Annotated in this window: 15 protein-coding genes and 1 tRNA gene; 8 read left to right on the plus strand and 8 right to left on the minus strand. The window is 40.0% G+C overall.

Features of this window, described 5'->3' with window-relative positions; all coding sequences use genetic code 11:
• Positions 1 to 213: 213 nt before the first annotated feature.
• The 6 genes from VXQ11_RS08235 to VXQ11_RS08260 all read right to left on the minus strand — a co-directional run bounded on the left by VXQ11_RS08235 (position 214) and on the right by VXQ11_RS08260 (position 7,002).
• Positions 214 to 1,131 (minus strand): hypothetical protein, encoded by a 918-nt coding sequence (locus tag VXQ11_RS08235; RefSeq protein WP_064102757.1) that lies wholly within the window; start codon positions 1,129 to 1,131, stop codon positions 214 to 216.
• Positions 1,132 to 1,168: 37 nt separating this feature from the next.
• Positions 1,169 to 2,302, minus strand: coding sequence for a toxic anion resistance protein (locus VXQ11_RS08240; RefSeq protein WP_064102758.1), 1,134 nt, complete (start codon positions 2,300 to 2,302; stop codon positions 1,169 to 1,171).
• Between the two features lie 16 nt (positions 2,303 to 2,318).
• Complete coding sequence (locus tag VXQ11_RS08245) at positions 2,319 to 3,110, minus strand: tellurium resistance protein (protein ID WP_144725492.1); 792 nt, start codon at positions 3,108 to 3,110, stop codon at positions 2,319 to 2,321.
• A gap of 287 nt (positions 3,111 to 3,397) precedes the next feature.
• Positions 3,398 to 3,802 (minus strand): nucleoside diphosphate kinase regulator, encoded by a 405-nt coding sequence (rnk, locus tag VXQ11_RS08250; protein WP_064096182.1) that lies wholly within the window; start codon positions 3,800 to 3,802, stop codon positions 3,398 to 3,400.
• A gap of 551 nt (positions 3,803 to 4,353) precedes the next feature.
• The gene (gene glyA, locus VXQ11_RS08255; RefSeq protein WP_064096183.1) at positions 4,354 to 5,604 is read right to left on the minus strand and encodes a serine hydroxymethyltransferase; all 1,251 of its coding nucleotides are present in this window, start codon (positions 5,602 to 5,604) and stop codon (positions 4,354 to 4,356) included.
• A 153-nt stretch (positions 5,605 to 5,757) separates the two neighbouring features.
• Complete coding sequence (locus VXQ11_RS08260) at positions 5,758 to 7,002, minus strand: alpha/beta hydrolase (RefSeq protein WP_416705806.1); 1,245 nt, start codon at positions 7,000 to 7,002, stop codon at positions 5,758 to 5,760.
• 329 nt (positions 7,003 to 7,331) lie between these two features.
• Between VXQ11_RS08260 and VXQ11_RS08265 the strand changes: the two genes are divergently transcribed.
• From VXQ11_RS08265 to VXQ11_RS08275, 3 genes are all read left to right on the plus strand, one after another.
• A complete protein-coding gene (locus tag VXQ11_RS08265) occupies positions 7,332 to 8,030 on the plus strand; it encodes a 3'-5' exonuclease (protein ID WP_416705807.1) in 699 nt (232 codons plus the stop codon).
• Between the two features lie 101 nt (positions 8,031 to 8,131).
• Entirely contained in the window at positions 8,132 to 8,722 is a 591-nt protein-coding gene (locus VXQ11_RS08270) for a hypothetical protein (protein ID WP_416705808.1), read from the plus strand.
• Between the two features lie 200 nt (positions 8,723 to 8,922).
• Entirely contained in the window at positions 8,923 to 9,273 is a 351-nt protein-coding gene (locus VXQ11_RS08275) for a hypothetical protein (protein ID WP_416680856.1), read from the plus strand.
• Positions 9,274 to 9,468: 195 nt separating this feature from the next.
• Here the strand turns inward: VXQ11_RS08275 and VXQ11_RS08280 are convergent, their stop codons facing one another.
• Entirely contained in the window at positions 9,469 to 9,687 is a 219-nt protein-coding gene (locus VXQ11_RS08280; protein ID WP_064096187.1) for a hypothetical protein, read from the minus strand.
• Positions 9,688 to 10,672: 985 nt separating this feature from the next.
• Between VXQ11_RS08280 and VXQ11_RS08285 the strand changes: the two genes are divergently transcribed.
• On the plus strand, positions 10,673 to 12,244 hold the full coding sequence (locus VXQ11_RS08285; protein ID WP_416705809.1) for a diguanylate cyclase: 1,572 nt from the start codon (positions 10,673 to 10,675) through the stop codon (positions 12,242 to 12,244).
• A 33-nt stretch (positions 12,245 to 12,277) separates the two neighbouring features.
• Here VXQ11_RS08285 and VXQ11_RS08290 read toward each other — a convergent pair.
• Positions 12,278 to 12,353 (minus strand) — tRNA-Arg (locus VXQ11_RS08290).
• A gap of 190 nt (positions 12,354 to 12,543) precedes the next feature.
• Here VXQ11_RS08290 and VXQ11_RS08295 point away from each other — a divergent pair.
• The 4 genes from VXQ11_RS08295 to VXQ11_RS08310 are packed head-to-tail and all read left to right on the plus strand — an operon-like array spanning position 12,544 to position 15,736.
• Positions 12,544 to 13,479, plus strand: a complete 936-nt coding sequence (locus tag VXQ11_RS08295; protein ID WP_416705810.1) for an ABC transporter ATP-binding protein — start codon at positions 12,544 to 12,546, stop codon at positions 13,477 to 13,479.
• Positions 13,476 to 14,249: an ABC transporter permease gene (locus tag VXQ11_RS08300; RefSeq protein WP_064096190.1), complete on the plus strand. Its 774-nt coding sequence runs from the start codon at positions 13,476 to 13,478 to the stop codon at positions 14,247 to 14,249. Before VXQ11_RS08295 ends, VXQ11_RS08300 begins: the two co-directional genes overlap by 4 nt.
• Positions 14,249 to 15,064 (plus strand): NADPH-dependent 7-cyano-7-deazaguanine reductase QueF, encoded by an 816-nt coding sequence (queF, locus tag VXQ11_RS08305; protein WP_191730818.1) that lies wholly within the window; start codon positions 14,249 to 14,251, stop codon positions 15,062 to 15,064. Before VXQ11_RS08300 ends, queF begins: the two co-directional genes overlap by 1 nt.
• An 18-nt stretch (positions 15,065 to 15,082) precedes the next feature.
• A complete protein-coding gene (locus tag VXQ11_RS08310) occupies positions 15,083 to 15,736 on the plus strand; it encodes a hypothetical protein (protein WP_416705811.1) in 654 nt (217 codons plus the stop codon).
• Positions 15,737 to 16,038 lie beyond the last annotated feature (302 nt).

Raw genomic sequence — 16,038 nt, forward strand, 5'->3', positions numbered from 1 at the left:
CTCCAGAGGAGTAAATGTTTATTTGATACAGCCATGATAGGATAATCGATTGAATAGGTAAAACAGGTTGTTTTTATTTTATTGATCGGATTTTATGATTAAAAATTTAATTATTATTCTATTAATAATTTTATACATTATGACCGAATCAAATTATAGAGAGATAAATTTAAAGATTAAAAAAATGCTCCCTTTCAGAAGCATTTTTTTAGTTTAGAAAATTCGTTGTTCGATCCGCAATGAACGTCCTTTAATCGAATGAGCCAGTAAAAATAGAATAAGACTGAGCAATGCAGACAAGATAGCAATACCAATGATCACGATATTCACGATCTTAGTAACCTCGTCAGCTTGCTGTGCTTGACGCTCTACACTTTGCGCCACAGGAGTCAAACTTTTGCCATAGACCTGTTGCTGCATGGTCCAGATCTGTTCAGGTTTGAACCCATATTGCTCAAACTTGGCATCTTTTTTCTCGGCCTCAACCACTTGGGCCACATAAGGCCGTGCTGCAGATAAATCGACGGGCTTATGTAACAGTGCCGTTTGTGCCAGTAAATAAGACTTCACGGGGGCAGCAATCTCTGAATCGGCCAGATAACGGGCAATTTCACTGTCATTGATATTACTATCGTAATACACCACTTGCTGATAAGCATCATCCTGATCATTGCGCAGATCATGCTGCCAGTAAGTTAATCCTGACCAGATCAGAATAAATGCAATCAGCCATGCGACAAATTTCAGCACGAAAGACTGAAAACGCACATAAAAGAAACGTAGCTTTTTCATTAGGCTAATTACAATAAATGCGCCAATGAAAGAAGAAAAAATTTTAATAATTAGCCAGCCAATCCAGCTTAACAAACTAAAAAAATAATCTGGACTGTCACCAATGCTAGCCAGCGCAGCGTCGACACTGACTGGTAAGTGCAATTGCTGAACTTCAGTGCTCAGACCAAAAAAGCCATAGACCAGCTCCTGCTGGAAAAACAGGCTGATCAATGAGGCTATAAATACGGTAGATGTGGTCAAACCCAATAACATCAAATTGCGTTGACGTCTTTTGAGTGCGATTACACCCTGCTTGATGTCCTGAGGTTTGACGGCATATTCATCTAAGGGCGGCAATCTCTACTCCTTCTTACAGATTTTAGCCCTACCTGATTTAGTTGGGCTTGGATCCACTGGTACTTGATTCAATTACCAAATGATTCAGATTATCCTGTAAAGCTTTTAAACGCACGGTCGCTTCTGTACGTTTTTGTACACCTTCTTTCTGGATCTGAATCACATCATTTACAGTTTTAATGAGGGTATTTTGCACATGTTCAAGCGTTTCGATATCAATCACCGAGCGCTGGTTAGCTTTAGCCGTATCGACCGAGTTCTGATGTAACAGGTCTGCATTACGGCGCAGCAGCTCATTGGTAGCATCATCAATGGTATTGGCCAGCTGGACACTGTTCTTTTGTTCGCTCAAGGAAATTGCCAGACTGATCTGGTTTTTCCATGCCGGCAAAGTAATATTCTTGATTGCATAGAACTTGTCGACCAGCATCAGGTTATTTGACTGGATAATCCGGATCATCGGCAAGGTCTGCATGGCAGACTGCTGCAAGACCTGTAAGTCACTGATACGCTTTTCCAGATTATTGGCCAGATGATTCAGATCATAAATTTTCTGTGTGGTGGTCTGGTCTTGTGGCAAGGCGGTTAAAGCGGCAATTTCCTGTTGTAGCTCCTGTTCACGTAAACGGCCTGCGGCAATATGAATGCCGAGCTGTTTGTACTCTTCCTGCACTCCATCGAACATTTTGTCCAGGGTATCGACTCGGGCTTTCAGTCCGGATTGTGAAGTTTCGATTTCTTTCACCAGCACATCTAGCTGCTCTTTGGTGGTATTAAAATGTGCATCAAAGTTATCTTTTGCACCTTTAAATTTGCTGATGATATTGCCAAAAAAACCTGAACTTTTCTTTTTATTAAGAATACTGCTGGTGTTCAGCTGCTGCGCCACCTGCACGACCTGATTCAGCTTTTGTCCTGTGGCATCCAGATCCCTATTTTGAACCAGATTCAGTAATTCATCGGTGTAGGTCGAGGTTTTGGTCGCAATATTTTTACCATATTCCGCCACGCTATTATGGCTCATGTTCTGTAATTCTTTACGTGCAGCCAGCACTTCCTGAAAGTCAGCAGGCTGCAGGCCCAGTTCTTTCAGATCCATTTGCTGGAATTTTTGTTCGACCAGTTCACTCGAGCTTTCAACAGGTAAATTTACTAAATCAGACTTGGTCATAGTTCACCTTATATTGTTATGATTTCGAGGGTTTCTCGAGGGATTTTTTTAACGTTTTAATCAGACGCTCACGACTATTATCAAGTTTTTCCAGATCACTTGTCGAGTGTTTCGTCTGGCTTTGTTTGACATGATATTGCCAAGCCGGAATCAATACCTGTTGAGCCTCCTTAAAGCGATCCAGCAAGCTAAAGGAAAGCTGCTGGGAAAGTTGCATTTGAGTTATGGCAATGTCATTACCACTCTGCAAGGTTCGCAGGGTATTGATTTTCTTGGAGAGACGTTCTGAAAAATTATCCAGAGGATGCTGATTCTTCACAAATTGCGGATATTCGGACAGAAACTCTTCTGCCGCGACAATATGCTTGGCCATCTGTTCGCGCAAACCTAAAATCTGCTGGAATCGGGATTGCGATTTCTGGATTTCAATCTGCAATTTGCGGCTTAAGTGATCAGCCTGATCCAGCAGACGATCCAGTCGCTGGTAATACTCAACCTGACTAGAGCCATAATCCAGATCAATGCCTAGCCATTTCTGAAGAGCATTGAATTTACGTTTTTTCAGATACTTTTTAGATTCTGCCAGTGCCTGAATCAATTGCTCAATGGTCTGACTCAGTTGCTGGGTCAAGTGCGGATCGACCCCATTCAGCAGAACCGACTGAGCCTGAATCAAGGCATCAGCATAATGGTTCAGCCCATATTGATTAGCCAGTACAGGTACAAGCTCATTCCGCTTGATCGCTAGAATTTCCTCACGATCAAACGTCATGTCAGTTAAGGCAGGCAGGGCTTCAAAGCGCGACATAGGGGAGACGATATCCTTTAAAAAGTGAACTAAAGAAATCTTGAACATCTTTGAATGTAGCAAAAAAACAGGCTGCGTTGTGTATATTTATCCAGAAATTCGTTACATCACTTTAACTAAATCCATGTTTTAGCTTTATTTTAATTATGATGTAGGCTACATGATATATAGACGAATATTTATATTTACCCCTTAAAACTTTTTAAATTTTCTAAAAGCTTATAAAAGCTAGAATCAACATACAAAAAAGCCATATTGCTATGGCTTTTAAAAGATGTTCAACGGACTTAGAGATAATCCCCTTCGCTCTCCGGCTGATAGAGCACTTTCTCGATAGTCACTTTCATCGTATGACCATCTGGCTGTGGCCATTCAATGGTCTGACCTTCAGCAAGCCCCAGAATGGCTGCACCTATGGGTGCGACCACATTGACCTGCCCTTTTTCACCGTTAAATTCATGTGGGTAAACCAAGGTCACCTCAACCGCTTCGGTTGAAGGCGCAATCGTCAAAAGGACACGTGAATGCATGGTCACGATATTGCTTGCGATCTCTTTTGGCTCAACTACTTCGGCACGTGCCAGTTCATCCTCTAAGCGAATCATGGTTTCACTCAGCTTGCTCTGGTTCTCCAGCATCGTTTCTAGACGCTGCAAATCCTGCTCAGATAAAATAATGTTGGGTTTAGTCATTCTTATTACCTTGTTTAATTCATAAGTGAAAAATTAATCAATTAACTGCCGGCAGCATCTTTAAATATAGGATTTGCCTAAATTCAAATGCCACCAATCCATAGAATATTTAAATAAAAAAGAATGATGTCATTCATAGCACTTTTTCAGTATTTCCTTACAGTAACATGGGATTTACTCAAGTGCTTTATCTAGCGTGCCATCCAGCAGGATATCCAATATTTTTAAAACATCAGATTCTGAAAAATGACCCTGTAAATGGTGTGAAGCACTACATGGAGCGAATGGTCCACTCTTTTAAAACATTTAAAAATAAAGAGAGTTGATGAAAACTTTAAGCCAGATTTAGAAAAACTCAATATGATTTTATTGATAATTTAGTCTTACATCATAGTCTTCAGGCAGACATTTATAGAACTTAAAACATCATTTTGTACATAGTGATCTCAACTGAAATTGAGCTCGATCAAGTACAAACATATTCTGCAGCCTTACTTTATACAGCTATAAAAAAAGCTCCCGGTTGGGAGCTCCTTTCCGTTTATAAGCAATTATGCATAAACTGGGAATTTAGCACATACCGCTGCAACTTTTTCTTTAACTGCACTGATGACAGCTTCGTCGCCTTTGGCATCCAGAATGTCAGCGATCCAGCCAGCAAGTTCACGTACTTCAGCTTCACCGAAACCACGAGTAGTCACAGCAGGTGTACCAATACGGATACCTGAAGTCACAAACGGAGAACGTGGATCGTTTGGTACAGAGTTTTTGTTCACAGTAATGTGAGCAGCACCTAACCAGGCATCAGCTTCTTTACCTGTGATGTCTTGTTTAATTAAAGATAACAGGAACAAGTGGTTTTCAGTACCGCCAGAAACAACTTCATAACCACGAGCCATCAATACTTCAGCCATTGCTTTAGCATTTACTACAACTTGTTGCTGGTAAGCTTTGTATTCAGGCGCCATAGCTTCTTTAAAGCAAATTGCTTTCGCCGCAATCGCATGAACCAAAGGACCACCCTGGTTACCCGGGAATACAGCCGATTGAAGTTTCTTCTCGATCTCTTCGTTTGCTTTCGCAAGGATCAGACCTGAACGTGGGCCACGAAGTGTTTTATGAGTTGTCGTCGTAGTTACGTCAGCGATTTGCACCGGACTAGGATAAACACCTGCAGCAACCAGACCTGCAACGTGTGCCATGTCAACAAACAGGTAAGCACCTACTTTGTCCGCGATGTCACGGAAACGCTGCCAGTCAACGATTTGGCTGTATGCAGAGAAACCGGCAACGATCATGCGTGGCTTGTGCTCAAGCGCTAAACGCTCAACTTCTTCGTAATCGATCTCGCCAGTTTCAGGGTTTAAACCGTACTGAATTGCATTATATGTTTTACCAGAGAAGCTTACTTTTGCACCGTGAGTCAAGTGACCACCGTGAGCAAGGCTCATACCCAGAACTGTATCGCCTGGGTTCAGAAGCGCTAAGTAAACTGCTGAGTTTGCTTGTGAACCAGCATGTGGCTGAACGTTAGCATAATCAGCACCAAAGAGTTCTTTAGCACGGTCAATCGCCAATTGTTCGATAACGTCTACATATTCGCAGCCGCCATAGTAGCGTTTGCCTGGGTAGCCTTCCGCATATTTGTTAGTAAGTTTTGAACCTTGAGCTTCCATGACTGCTGGTGAGCAATAGTTTTCAGAAGCGATTAGCTCAATATGAGCTTCTTGACGAGCATCCTCATTCGAGATTGCTTGAGCTAATTCTGGATCAAATTCAGCGATAGAGATATTGGCAAACATTAGCGAGGTCCTATTGATTTAGGGCTTTTAAGCCGTGCTAAGATTGGCGCGTATTGTAGCATGAAGTTTTGAATTTTCGATCATGAACTTTCTCCACTTTGCAATAAAAATGGCTCATGTCTCAAAAACATGAGCCATTTAGATAAAAATAAGTTATTGAATTGGCATTAGAGATTTTACATCTGAAATAATATTAGCAATATTCAGTGCATAGACGCTACCATGATCCCATTTAGTCGTATTTGATTCATCCGTAATATAACGTACTGAGGTTTTTTTCTGATTCGCTAATTGAACTAAAACATCTGTTGCTGCTTTCGGAACGGTACTATCTACTGAACCCTGATAAATAATGGTCGGTGTAGAGACTTTCACCAGTAAAGGCTGAGAATCCTTTTCCAGGAAGCTTTTCACCACTGGAATACTCATAAAATTAGCTTGAGTACGCGGGTATCCTTCTAAGGTCTTTTTATCGTTAAGATAAATTCCCATTGCATTACCGAATTTTTTGCCCAATACGTCATAGCAATCTGTTTCAGCATTCTTCGCAATGTTATCGGTTGGCATTTTGAAAATCTGGCTATATTGCAGATTTGGATTCGGGTTTCGCAACCCCGCAACAATCAATGCAGTAAAAGTATCTAAAGACGCTAAAGTTTCAATTTTTTTATTCAGATCTGTTTCCTGGCCTGCCTGCTGTTCACCTCCTGACAAAATCAGGCTGAAATTAGAAGCGGGTGCTAAAGCGACCGTACCTTTATAGGTCATTTGAGAAGCGCGTGCAGCATACTGGGCAGCACCTAAAGCAGCCTGACCACCTTGAGAATGTCCAACCGCCATCCATTGGTTAGAAGCTTCTGACCCTAAATAATCTTTTGCAGCCACCACTGCATCGGTCAGCGAATATGCCTCACTCTTAAGATTCAAGAAAGGATGGGGTTCTTTGCCACTCGGCTCTCCCAATCCTTCATAATCAGGTGCAACCACGATATAGCCAGCTTGAAGGAATCCACTAATCATATTTTTGATAAAAGGATTAAGTTCATTTCGACTTGGCGCACATTGATCAGCTACACCAGTCGTGCCATGTGCCCATGCGACGATCGGCCATCCTTTTGCTGGAGGCGTTCCCTCGGGTGTAAAAACTAAAGCAGTGGCCTGTGTTTCTTTACCATTAACCCCTAACATCTTATAAGTCATAACCACGCTTTCATCGGCAACAGCAGTCAGGTCCGTTTTGGTATAAGCCACAGGCGTCGCTACAACCGGATTGGTAATATTATTTACCGGAATAGCGGGTTTGGATTCATAATAAAGATCATTATCACTATCATCGTTACAAGCGGTTAAGGCTAAACTTAATGTGAGAAGAGTACAGGTCAATACATGACGTTTCATCGATCTTATCCTTATCTTATTTATTATATCTAATGAGTTTTTCTGGTCTTATCTTTAAAAAACGATAAAACTAGGCTTAATTTCCCAATTTATCTAAACAATATCAAGCAAAGAATGAGTTATTTTTATATTAAATTTATTGTTGTTTAAAATTACTGTTAAATTCACCAACTGACAAGAAGGCAGATTTTTTGCTTCTCCGAAGCCTACAAATAGTTACCACAAGTTAAAAAGCCTGCAATCAATACAGAAATAAAGCAATTCAATTGTCAGTAGCAAAACAATAATGTTAGATTTTACTCTCTTCTCTTTTCAGGTGTATTTCCGACATGCAGGCCATTATCCTTGATACCGAAACGCATACTTTAAATGGTCAACCCATTGAAATTGCCTATGCGCCTGTCGAAATTGTAGATCATAAAATCAGCCTGGATAAAAGCCGTCTTTTTGATCAGCTCTATACCTGTGACGAACCCATTTCTTTTGCTGCCATGGCCGTGCATCATATTCTGGAATCGGATCTGGAAGGCCAGCCGCATTACAGCACTTTTAGCCTGCCGAATGAGACAGTCTACATGATCGGTCATAATATTGATTATGACCTCCGTGCCATCCAAAAGTGCGGTGTCGATACCTCGAAAATCAAGGCGATCTGTACACTGGCTTTAGCACGCCGGGTCTGGCCCGATGCAGAAGCACATAATATTTCCGCCCTGATTTACATGATCACCAAAGGCAGTGAGCGAGCGCGTGAAATGATCCGTAAAGCGCATCGTGCTGACATGGACATCATTTTAACTGCCAATATTCTGATGCACATTGTCCATCATTTAAAAATCAATAGTATGCAGGAATTATTCGAGGCTTCTGAAGATGCCCGAATTCCACGTACCATAAATTTTGGTAAACATCGCGGTACTGCCATTGCAGAACTTCCGGCTGACTACGTGCAATGGTTATTGCGTCAGGACGAACTTGATCCTTATTTACGTAAGGCTCTTGAAAATACGGCGATTACCACATTATAAATCTTATCGAAATACGCTTCTGTATCTTAATAAATACTTCATATTAGTGTAATTCTGACAGACTATGCTCAAGCTGAATTTAAGCAACTATCTATTCAGCTATGATGCATTTTTATAAGACTCAACGTGGGATCGAGGTACTCCAGGATCGCTCTCTTCCACTCACCGCACGTCAACGCCGCTTATTGGTTCTGATCGGCAGCCAGGATTTCAACCTATTAAATGACGCTTTAAAACAGCAACTTGCTCCTGCCGAAATTTTAGATCAACTTTATGCCATGGAATTAATTGGGCCAGCTGAAACCTGCAATTTAATACATTGTCAGAAAACAGCTGAGATAAAAGTAGATACAAAAATTGACTTGGTGCATTCCGAGAGCCATCGCCTTCTAAATTCATCTAGCGGGATGAATCAAGACAATCATTCCCATCTGCCAGAACCGCAGGCTTTATATTTTGAAGACCTCAAATACCTGATGATGGAAAGCTTACAAAAATACTGCGGCTTGATGGCCAAACAGCAAGTACAGCATATTTCACTAGCTCGGGATGCACGCAGTTTGAAACTTTGTCAAATGCAATGGACCACCTCACTTCAGGAAAGCCGCATTGCCCCTCAAGAACTGAATCATATTCTGAAGCAGATCAATTTCGCTCTAGATCAATTACAGCAAAATGAAGTTCATGAATAAAACCTTCTGAGTCTTTAAAACTCTTAAATGAGCAAGTTTAACAATAAGTTCTCTTTGATTTTATAATATAACTGATTGGTTATTTGAAAGATTTATATTCAGATCAAATTTAAAGCCCGGAATATCAGACTTAAGCGTGATAGAAAAATAATGATAATCCCGCCATATAGTGAGCATAGACATTCGATTGGATCATATATATGTCCTGCTATTTAGAATTCGATGCGTTTGATAATCCTATGCAACTCAGCAAAGTCGGCAACTGGGTGATTACTTTTTTAAGCCCGGCGGAAGAACTGCAACTTGTGCAACTGGCAATTACCTATGTGCTTCCACGTCAGATGTGCGACAACTTGCAACCGCGCCGTGTGTTGATTGAAAAAAGTCCTCTCGAACATCATTGGCTGATTCAAGCCATCGAATGTTTTGACAGCACCACCCGTCAGGAAATTTCCTTAACTCCTGAACATCCAACAGCTCAGCGGACTTTAACGCAAATTTTGCAAGAATTTGAAAAATATGATGTGAACATATTACTTAAGCAGATTTAAACGGTTAGTTATTTAAATCAGCTCTTTATTATCATGAGAGATTGCTTTATTTACAGCTAGATAAATTATGTGCAAGGTGAGTAATTGCCGACATATAAAAAACTCACCAATTAGGTGAGTTTTTTATATGCTGGATCGGTGATGTCGGATGAATAAGTTCAATTTTTACTACCTATCTGCTGCCCACTGATTGAATTATTCTACAACACGATAAATATTGGAAGACTGCTGGCTTTCAAATAACAGCTCAATACTCGGCAGAATTGTTTCTCCATCCACCACAATATGTTCAATTTTTTTAACCAAATCAACCATCTGATCATTGTTGTGTTCTGCAAAGGAACGCAGCATGGCTTTCACTTCAATCACTTTGCTAAATTGATCTTTCACCTTAATATCGATTATCTTAGACATTTCTTTTCCTCCTAAATTCTCCAATTTGCAGTTTTTTATACCACACTTAGTCCAACGATTAAGGTTAAAGATGTTAGCGAATTTGGCAATGTAAACTTTTTTTATGAGGATGAATTACAAGAAGTAAAATATTAAAATTAGTGCAATATTATTTTAAACAGAAATTAAAAAGCTCGCATTTCTGCGAGCTCTGTGTTGGATGGCTAGTGTTAGATTTATTGTCTGATGATAAACATCAAACTCAACTAACTATCATTGATCCGTCCAACTATGCGGTAGCGTCTTATTGGTTTTACGACCTACCATGAGTTCAATATAGCAATATTTTTTCAGCAGACAATACCCTTTTACACTTCTAAAAAAGACTTATACAAGATTTTAATTGTGATTTTTTCGTAGAAGACTAAAATATTATTGGCTATTTTATTAAAAAACCTTCTACTTGAATCCATCTATTCTTCAATTTTTTTTCATTTTTAAAATATCATTTTATATACGAAGGCATGTTAGGCACTTAGCTAAAAATTTATTTATTTTCAATAATATATTTAAAAAAAGCTATAATCGCATTCTCAATCTAACCCCCGCCTTCAGAAAGAAGATGATGTAAAAATATATTCTATCTCGGCAGGCTCGCATCGATTTCTAAAATAGATTGCCATGTAATCATCTCATCTATTTATAAAGATAAATACCTCATAACTTTGTCGTCCAGACTCTTCTCACATCTACTCAGAGCGTATGTTTATTCAAGAATTTGTCTAAACTGCCCGACATTATTTTTTATGTGGAGCATGAGTAGATATTCAGAACATTATCGGGTTTTAAGATTCCAACAGGTTTATATACAAACAGTCTGGAAATTTTAATTCTGCTCAAGATAACAACACTGCCTTAATAGAAATTTAATTTTATATCAGCTTTAAATATTGAAGATAAATACAATACAATGCTCATAAATACATCGAGATATGTCTAAATTTTTATGTCAGCTAATAATTTTAGGAAACACCTTGATCTCAATTTAAGGCAGTTAATACTTTTATTGGCTATCTTTAGTGTGTCCAGCCTTTTTATTATTTCGCTCATTATTAGCTATCAAATCGTAAAAAATCAGTTAATCGATAACTCTCTCATCTTAAATGCTGATCATGCCCATAAAATTGCATTGAGTACAGACAACCACTTTAGAAACATGCTTCTTGAGCTAAACTATAGCGCAAAAATATTAGGTCAAGACTTTAACAACAATGAGCTTAGAGAAGCTGAGGTCAATAAATTAAAATATCAGTCTGAGCACTATAACAGTGTAGTCATCAGCGATCCCCAAGGCCGGTTAATCAATTTTTCACCGAATATTCTGAATATTGATAGAAGCAAAATACAACATACTCCAGGGATTAGTGATTCTCTTCATAAAAAGTCGACTTATATATCTTCTCCGTATTTTTCTGTCCGGAAAAATCTGATCGTATTTATTTCTCAACCTATTTTTGATAAGTCAAATCATTATCAGGGTTTCATTGGTTCTGCAATTTATTTAAAAGAAAAAAATGTGATCAATCAGCTTTTAACGACCTATAAAAATTATAAAAATAGTTATATGTATGTGATTAATAATGAAAATGAAATAATTTTCCATCCCGATCCTGAAAGAATCGGTCAATCGGCCAGCAATAATTCTGGCCTGGAATATATGCATGCGCATAAGCATGGTCAAATTCGTTTAGTGAATAGCCAGGGAGTTGATAATCTCGCAGGTTTTTCTCATATTCCGACTTCAAACTGGATTGTGGTTTCCCAACAGCCTACTCATGAATTACTTAAACAAGCCAATTCTATTCTTTATAAATTGGCCGCAGGCTTCTTTTTATTTTACCTGCTGGTTTTTTATATTGTATGGAAGCTCTCTGATTCTATCTCGGCCCCGTTAAACCAGCTGGCAGATATGGCGAGTCTACTGAATCAGGCAGAAATCAGTTCAAAAATTAAAGCAATACAGCCTTGGTATTATGAGGTCACAAAATTTAAATTGGCACTATTATTAAGTATCCGCAAGTTTTCACAACAAATGAGCAAAATGGATCATCATATTAATACAGATCCTTTAACCGGGCTGATGAACCGGCGCGGCTTGAATTATGTTATGACTCAAAATATAAAAATGAACATTCCTTTTTCAGTCTTGCTGATGGATGTGGATCACTTTAAAAAAGTGAATGATAATTATGGTCACGATCAAGGTGACATGGTTTTAAAACATATTGCTCATACAATGCAGCAAAATTTTCGTAAAGAGGATATTTGCTGCCGTTATGGTGGTGAAGAATTTATCGTCATTATCCCAAACAGCAATCTGGATGAAGTTTATGAAAGTGCGGAACGGTTCAGAAAAGAAATTGCGTCCAAAGAGATTAACAACATTGGCAACATTAGCATTTCGATTGGCATAGCCTCTTGGCCAGACAGCTCTAAAAATATACTAGACGTTTTGAAAATTGCCGATAACAATCTCTATCGGGCGAAAGATGATGGACGAAACTGTGTTCGTTATTAATTTATTTTTTTCAGTTATATATAACAAATTAAATGGTGCGCTCAGCGGGACTCGAACCCACGCCACAGGCTTCGGAGACCTGTACTCTATCCAGTTGAGCTATGAGCGCATCTTTTTTGGATCGCGCACATCATAACAAAAAAAAGCATAAGGTAAAGCAACTATCTCTAACTTCATCATTTTTATGCTTAAGCTTTATACAATGTTCCAAAATAGCAACACAGAATTGCATGTGAATCACTTGGCTTATTTTGCTAGATCACTCACAATATCTCAACTTTTCACCATTTGAGATATTCATGACTGATGCACTGATCTTAAGGGATTTGTCGAAGACCTATCGCAATGGCTTTCAGGCATTGAAAGGAATTAACTTAAATGTACCAGAAGGTGAGTTTTATGCACTCTTGGGTCCCAATGGCGCAGGAAAATCGACCACCATTGGTATTATCAGCTCATTAACAAAAAAAACATCCGGTACCGTCGAGATTTTTGGTTACAACCTGGATACCCACCCTTCACAGGCCAAACAATGCCTAGGTGTGGTCCCTCAGGAATTCAACTTTGCCCAGTTTGAAAAGACCTTCGATATTTTAGTGACTCAGGCAGGCTATTATGGCATTCCAAAAAAAATTGCACAGCAACGTGCAGAGCTTTATCTGACCAAACTGGGTTTATGGGAAAAGCGTTCCACTCAGGCCCGCCTGTTATCGGGCGGGATGAAACGCCGCCTGATGATTGCGCGCGCCATGATGCACGAACCGAAACTGCTGATTCTCGATGAACCGACTGCAGGTGTTGATATTGAGTTGCGTCGTTCGATGTGGGAATTTTTGAACGAGATGAATGAACAAGGTACTTCCATCATTCTGACCACGCATTATCTGGAAGAAGCAGAAATGTTGTGTCGCCGCATTGCGATTATTGACCGCGGTGTGATTAAAGAAGACACCACCATGAAAAACTTCCTGAGTCAGCTCAATGAAGAATCGTTTATTTTCGATCTGGCCGAACCGATTGAACCGCTGCATCTGGATATTATCGGCGTGCGTTTTAACCTGATCGATCCGATGACTTTAGAAATCACCATGGACAAGGCACACACCATGAATGATCTGTTCCAGTTACTGGAATCACAGAATATTCAGGTGCGCAGTATGCGCAATAAATCCAATCGTCTGGAAGAGCTTTTTGTGAAAATGGTCGAGAAAAATCTGGATGGAGCTGCGCAATGAACATTAATCAACTCAGCGTCGCTTTATATACCATCGTCTATAAAGAAGTGCGTCGCTTTATGCGCATCTGGCCGCAGACCCTGTTGCCACCTGCAATCACCATGAGCTTGTACTTCGTGATCTTCGGCAATCTGGTCGGCTCACGCATTGGAGAAATGGGCGGCTATAGTTATATGGAGTTCATTGTGCCCGGTCTGATTATGATGGCCGTGATCACCAACAGCTATGCCAACGTCTCTTCCAGCTTCTTCAGCTCAAAATTCCAGAAAAGCATTGAAGAACTGATCATGAGTCCCGTACCGATGCATGCCATTTTATGGGGTCATGTGCTGGGCGGTGTAATCCGTGGGATACTGGTTGCAATCATTGTCAGTGCAGTGAGCTTATTTTTTGCTGACTTATATATCACCAATTGGTTTGTGACTATATATACCGTCTTGATTACGTCCCTGCTGTTTTCTTTGGGTGGGTTTATCAATGCCGTTTATGCCAAATCTTTCGATGATATCTCGATCATCCCCACTTTTGTATTAACACCACTGACCTATTTGGGTGGTGTGTTTTATGCCATATCGAGCTTAAGTCCGTTCTGGCAAAATTTATCCTTGATTAATCCTGTCGTATATATGGTCAATGCCTTCCGCTATGGCATTTTAGGACATAGCGATGTCAATGTCAGCGTTTCACTGACAGTGATTACCTTATGTTGTGCCGTGCTGTATGCAGTGGCCTATCATTTACTCTCCCGTGGTTCAGGAATGCGTGAATAATGAGTGTAGAACAATCTCTCCTTGGTAAAGATACCAATTATCCTACTGAATATCAGCCTGATGTTCTGTTTCCAATTTCGCGCGCGCCTGCCCGTGAACAATACGCACATATTGAAGCGATTCAGCAAGGTACTGACTGGTGGCATGTATTTGAAATTTCCTGGTTAAATCCAGCGGGTGTGCCGCAAGTCGCTATTGGACGGATCAGCTTGCCAGCGTCCTCGCCGAATCTGATCGAATCCAAATCCTTGAAGCTGTATTTTAATAGCCTGAATTTTGCCAAATTTGCATCTAAAGATGCCTTTATCGCGATCGTAGAAAAAGATTTATCTGTTGCGGCCGAGGCTGAAGTCAAACTGCAACTGTTTCAGGTCGATGAGTTAGAGATTAGTAAACCTGAAGGCATCTGTATTGATGAGCTTACACCTGAGCGCCTGGAAAATTATCCAGATGCCAGTTTATTGGCTTTGGATTCGGATGATGCAGCAGAAGGCGAAATCCAGCTGTATTCACATTTACTTAGAAGTAACTGCCCAGTTACTGGCCAGCCGGACTGGGGAACAGTTTTTATACGTTATCAGGGTAAAAAACCTTGTTATAAGAGCATTTTAGCTTATATTATTTCCTACCGTCAGCATAATGGTTTCCACGAACAATGTGTGGAACAAATGTTTGCCGATATCTGGCAACAGCTAAAACCTGAAAAGCTGATGGTTTACGCGACCTATACACGCCGGGGTGGATTGGATATCAACCCTTGCCGTGTATCAGATTTAACATGGATGCCTCGCCCTATTCGTTTAGCGCGACAATAAAAACATTGAGGTTTAACAATGCCATTTTTTGGGTTTATTCCTTCTGCAGAGCTTTTAAATACAATTCAGACTGCACAACAAAACAAAAATTCCAGTGAACCGCTTTACCCCTTGCGTGATAAAACTGCATTAATGATCAATGATGAAATTATTGATGCGATTCTCACCGAGCTGGTGCGTCGCTTTCCTGTCAGCGATAAACGCGATACTGCGGAAAAACTGGCAGGTTATATCAAGTCGACTGTTGCAGTGTTACTGAAGCAGCTTTTGAGTAAAGCGCCGAATGAGGTGGTTAGAGAATCCATTACCTTCTCTGAGCGCAGCCTGTTTAAAGATCCTGATGGACATTTACGTGTCGGTGAGTCGCTCGATGCCAATCTGGTGACGAATTTGAAACATCATTATGCGGAACTCAAAGCCGGTCAGAGTATCGACAAACAGGCATTTAGCAATCTTTACAAGCAATTTGGTGAAGCGACAGTACGACATTTTATGGTCGACTTTAATAAAACCCTGGATCTTGGCATGATCAAACGTAAGGCTGCAGATATTGGCGCATCTGCAGTGATCAAAGCCATTAATATGGCAGCAGATAAAATCATTCTGAATTTGAATAAAGATGAGCTGCGCGCCATGGCCGAATATCACGACACTTTGTTCTATACAGAATAGTTTTGGATAGTCTAATCTCTGATTTTCTGTAAATCTTGAGAAACCAGCCTGACTTTTGTCAGGCTTTTTTATGATCAGTGAAATAGATTGTTACAGATAAGCTGCCGCGCAAGCCATACTGCCGCAAAAATAGCCAAACTTTCGCTATTTTTGTATAAGCGGCTAGGTCTCTTAATCATCCGAATGTTATCTTTAATCTGGCACTTTAAGCCCTAAGATTGAAAAAATTTATCAATCTTTTTCATGGCATGATTCAAATGACATCGCCAGCAACCCATCTAAAAAAACTGGAAATCGTAGCA

Source organism: Acinetobacter sp. 197, from assembly GCF_048148385.1.
In the GTDB taxonomy this organism is placed as follows: Bacteria; Pseudomonadota; Gammaproteobacteria; order Pseudomonadales; family Moraxellaceae; genus Acinetobacter; species Acinetobacter pecorum.

Excerpts from the sequence above, each read along its gene's own strand:
- VXQ11_RS08260 (WP_416705806.1), bottom strand. The coding sequence starts at position 7,002 with ATGAAACGTCATGTATTGACCTGTACTCTTCTCACATTAAGTTTAGCC.
- VXQ11_RS08310 (WP_416705811.1), top strand. The coding sequence starts at position 15,083 with ATGCCATTTTTTGGGTTTATTCCTTCTGCAGAGCTTTTAAATACAATT.
- VXQ11_RS08295 (WP_416705810.1), top strand. The coding sequence starts at position 12,544 with ATGACTGATGCACTGATCTTAAGGGATTTGTCGAAGACCTATCGCAAT.
- VXQ11_RS08275 (WP_416680856.1), top strand. The coding sequence starts at position 8,923 with ATGTCCTGCTATTTAGAATTCGATGCGTTTGATAATCCTATGCAACTC.
- VXQ11_RS08285 (WP_416705809.1), top strand. The coding sequence starts at position 10,673 with ATGTCAGCTAATAATTTTAGGAAACACCTTGATCTCAATTTAAGGCAG.
- glyA (WP_064096183.1), bottom strand. The coding sequence starts at position 5,604 with ATGTTTGCCAATATCTCTATCGCTGAATTTGATCCAGAATTAGCTCAA.
- VXQ11_RS08265 (WP_416705807.1), top strand. The coding sequence starts at position 7,332 with ATGCAGGCCATTATCCTTGATACCGAAACGCATACTTTAAATGGTCAA.
- VXQ11_RS08240 (WP_064102758.1), bottom strand. The coding sequence starts at position 2,302 with ATGACCAAGTCTGATTTAGTAAATTTACCTGTTGAAAGCTCGAGTGAA.
- VXQ11_RS08280 (WP_064096187.1), bottom strand. The coding sequence starts at position 9,687 with ATGTCTAAGATAATCGATATTAAGGTGAAAGATCAATTTAGCAAAGTG.
- VXQ11_RS08270 (WP_416705808.1), top strand. The coding sequence starts at position 8,132 with ATGATGCATTTTTATAAGACTCAACGTGGGATCGAGGTACTCCAGGAT.
- VXQ11_RS08300 (WP_064096190.1), top strand. The coding sequence starts at position 13,476 with ATGAACATTAATCAACTCAGCGTCGCTTTATATACCATCGTCTATAAA.
- VXQ11_RS08245 (WP_144725492.1), bottom strand. The coding sequence starts at position 3,110 with ATGTCGCGCTTTGAAGCCCTGCCTGCCTTAACTGACATGACGTTTGAT.
- rnk (WP_064096182.1), bottom strand. The coding sequence starts at position 3,802 with ATGACTAAACCCAACATTATTTTATCTGAGCAGGATTTGCAGCGTCTA.
- queF (WP_191730818.1), top strand. The coding sequence starts at position 14,249 with ATGAGTGTAGAACAATCTCTCCTTGGTAAAGATACCAATTATCCTACT.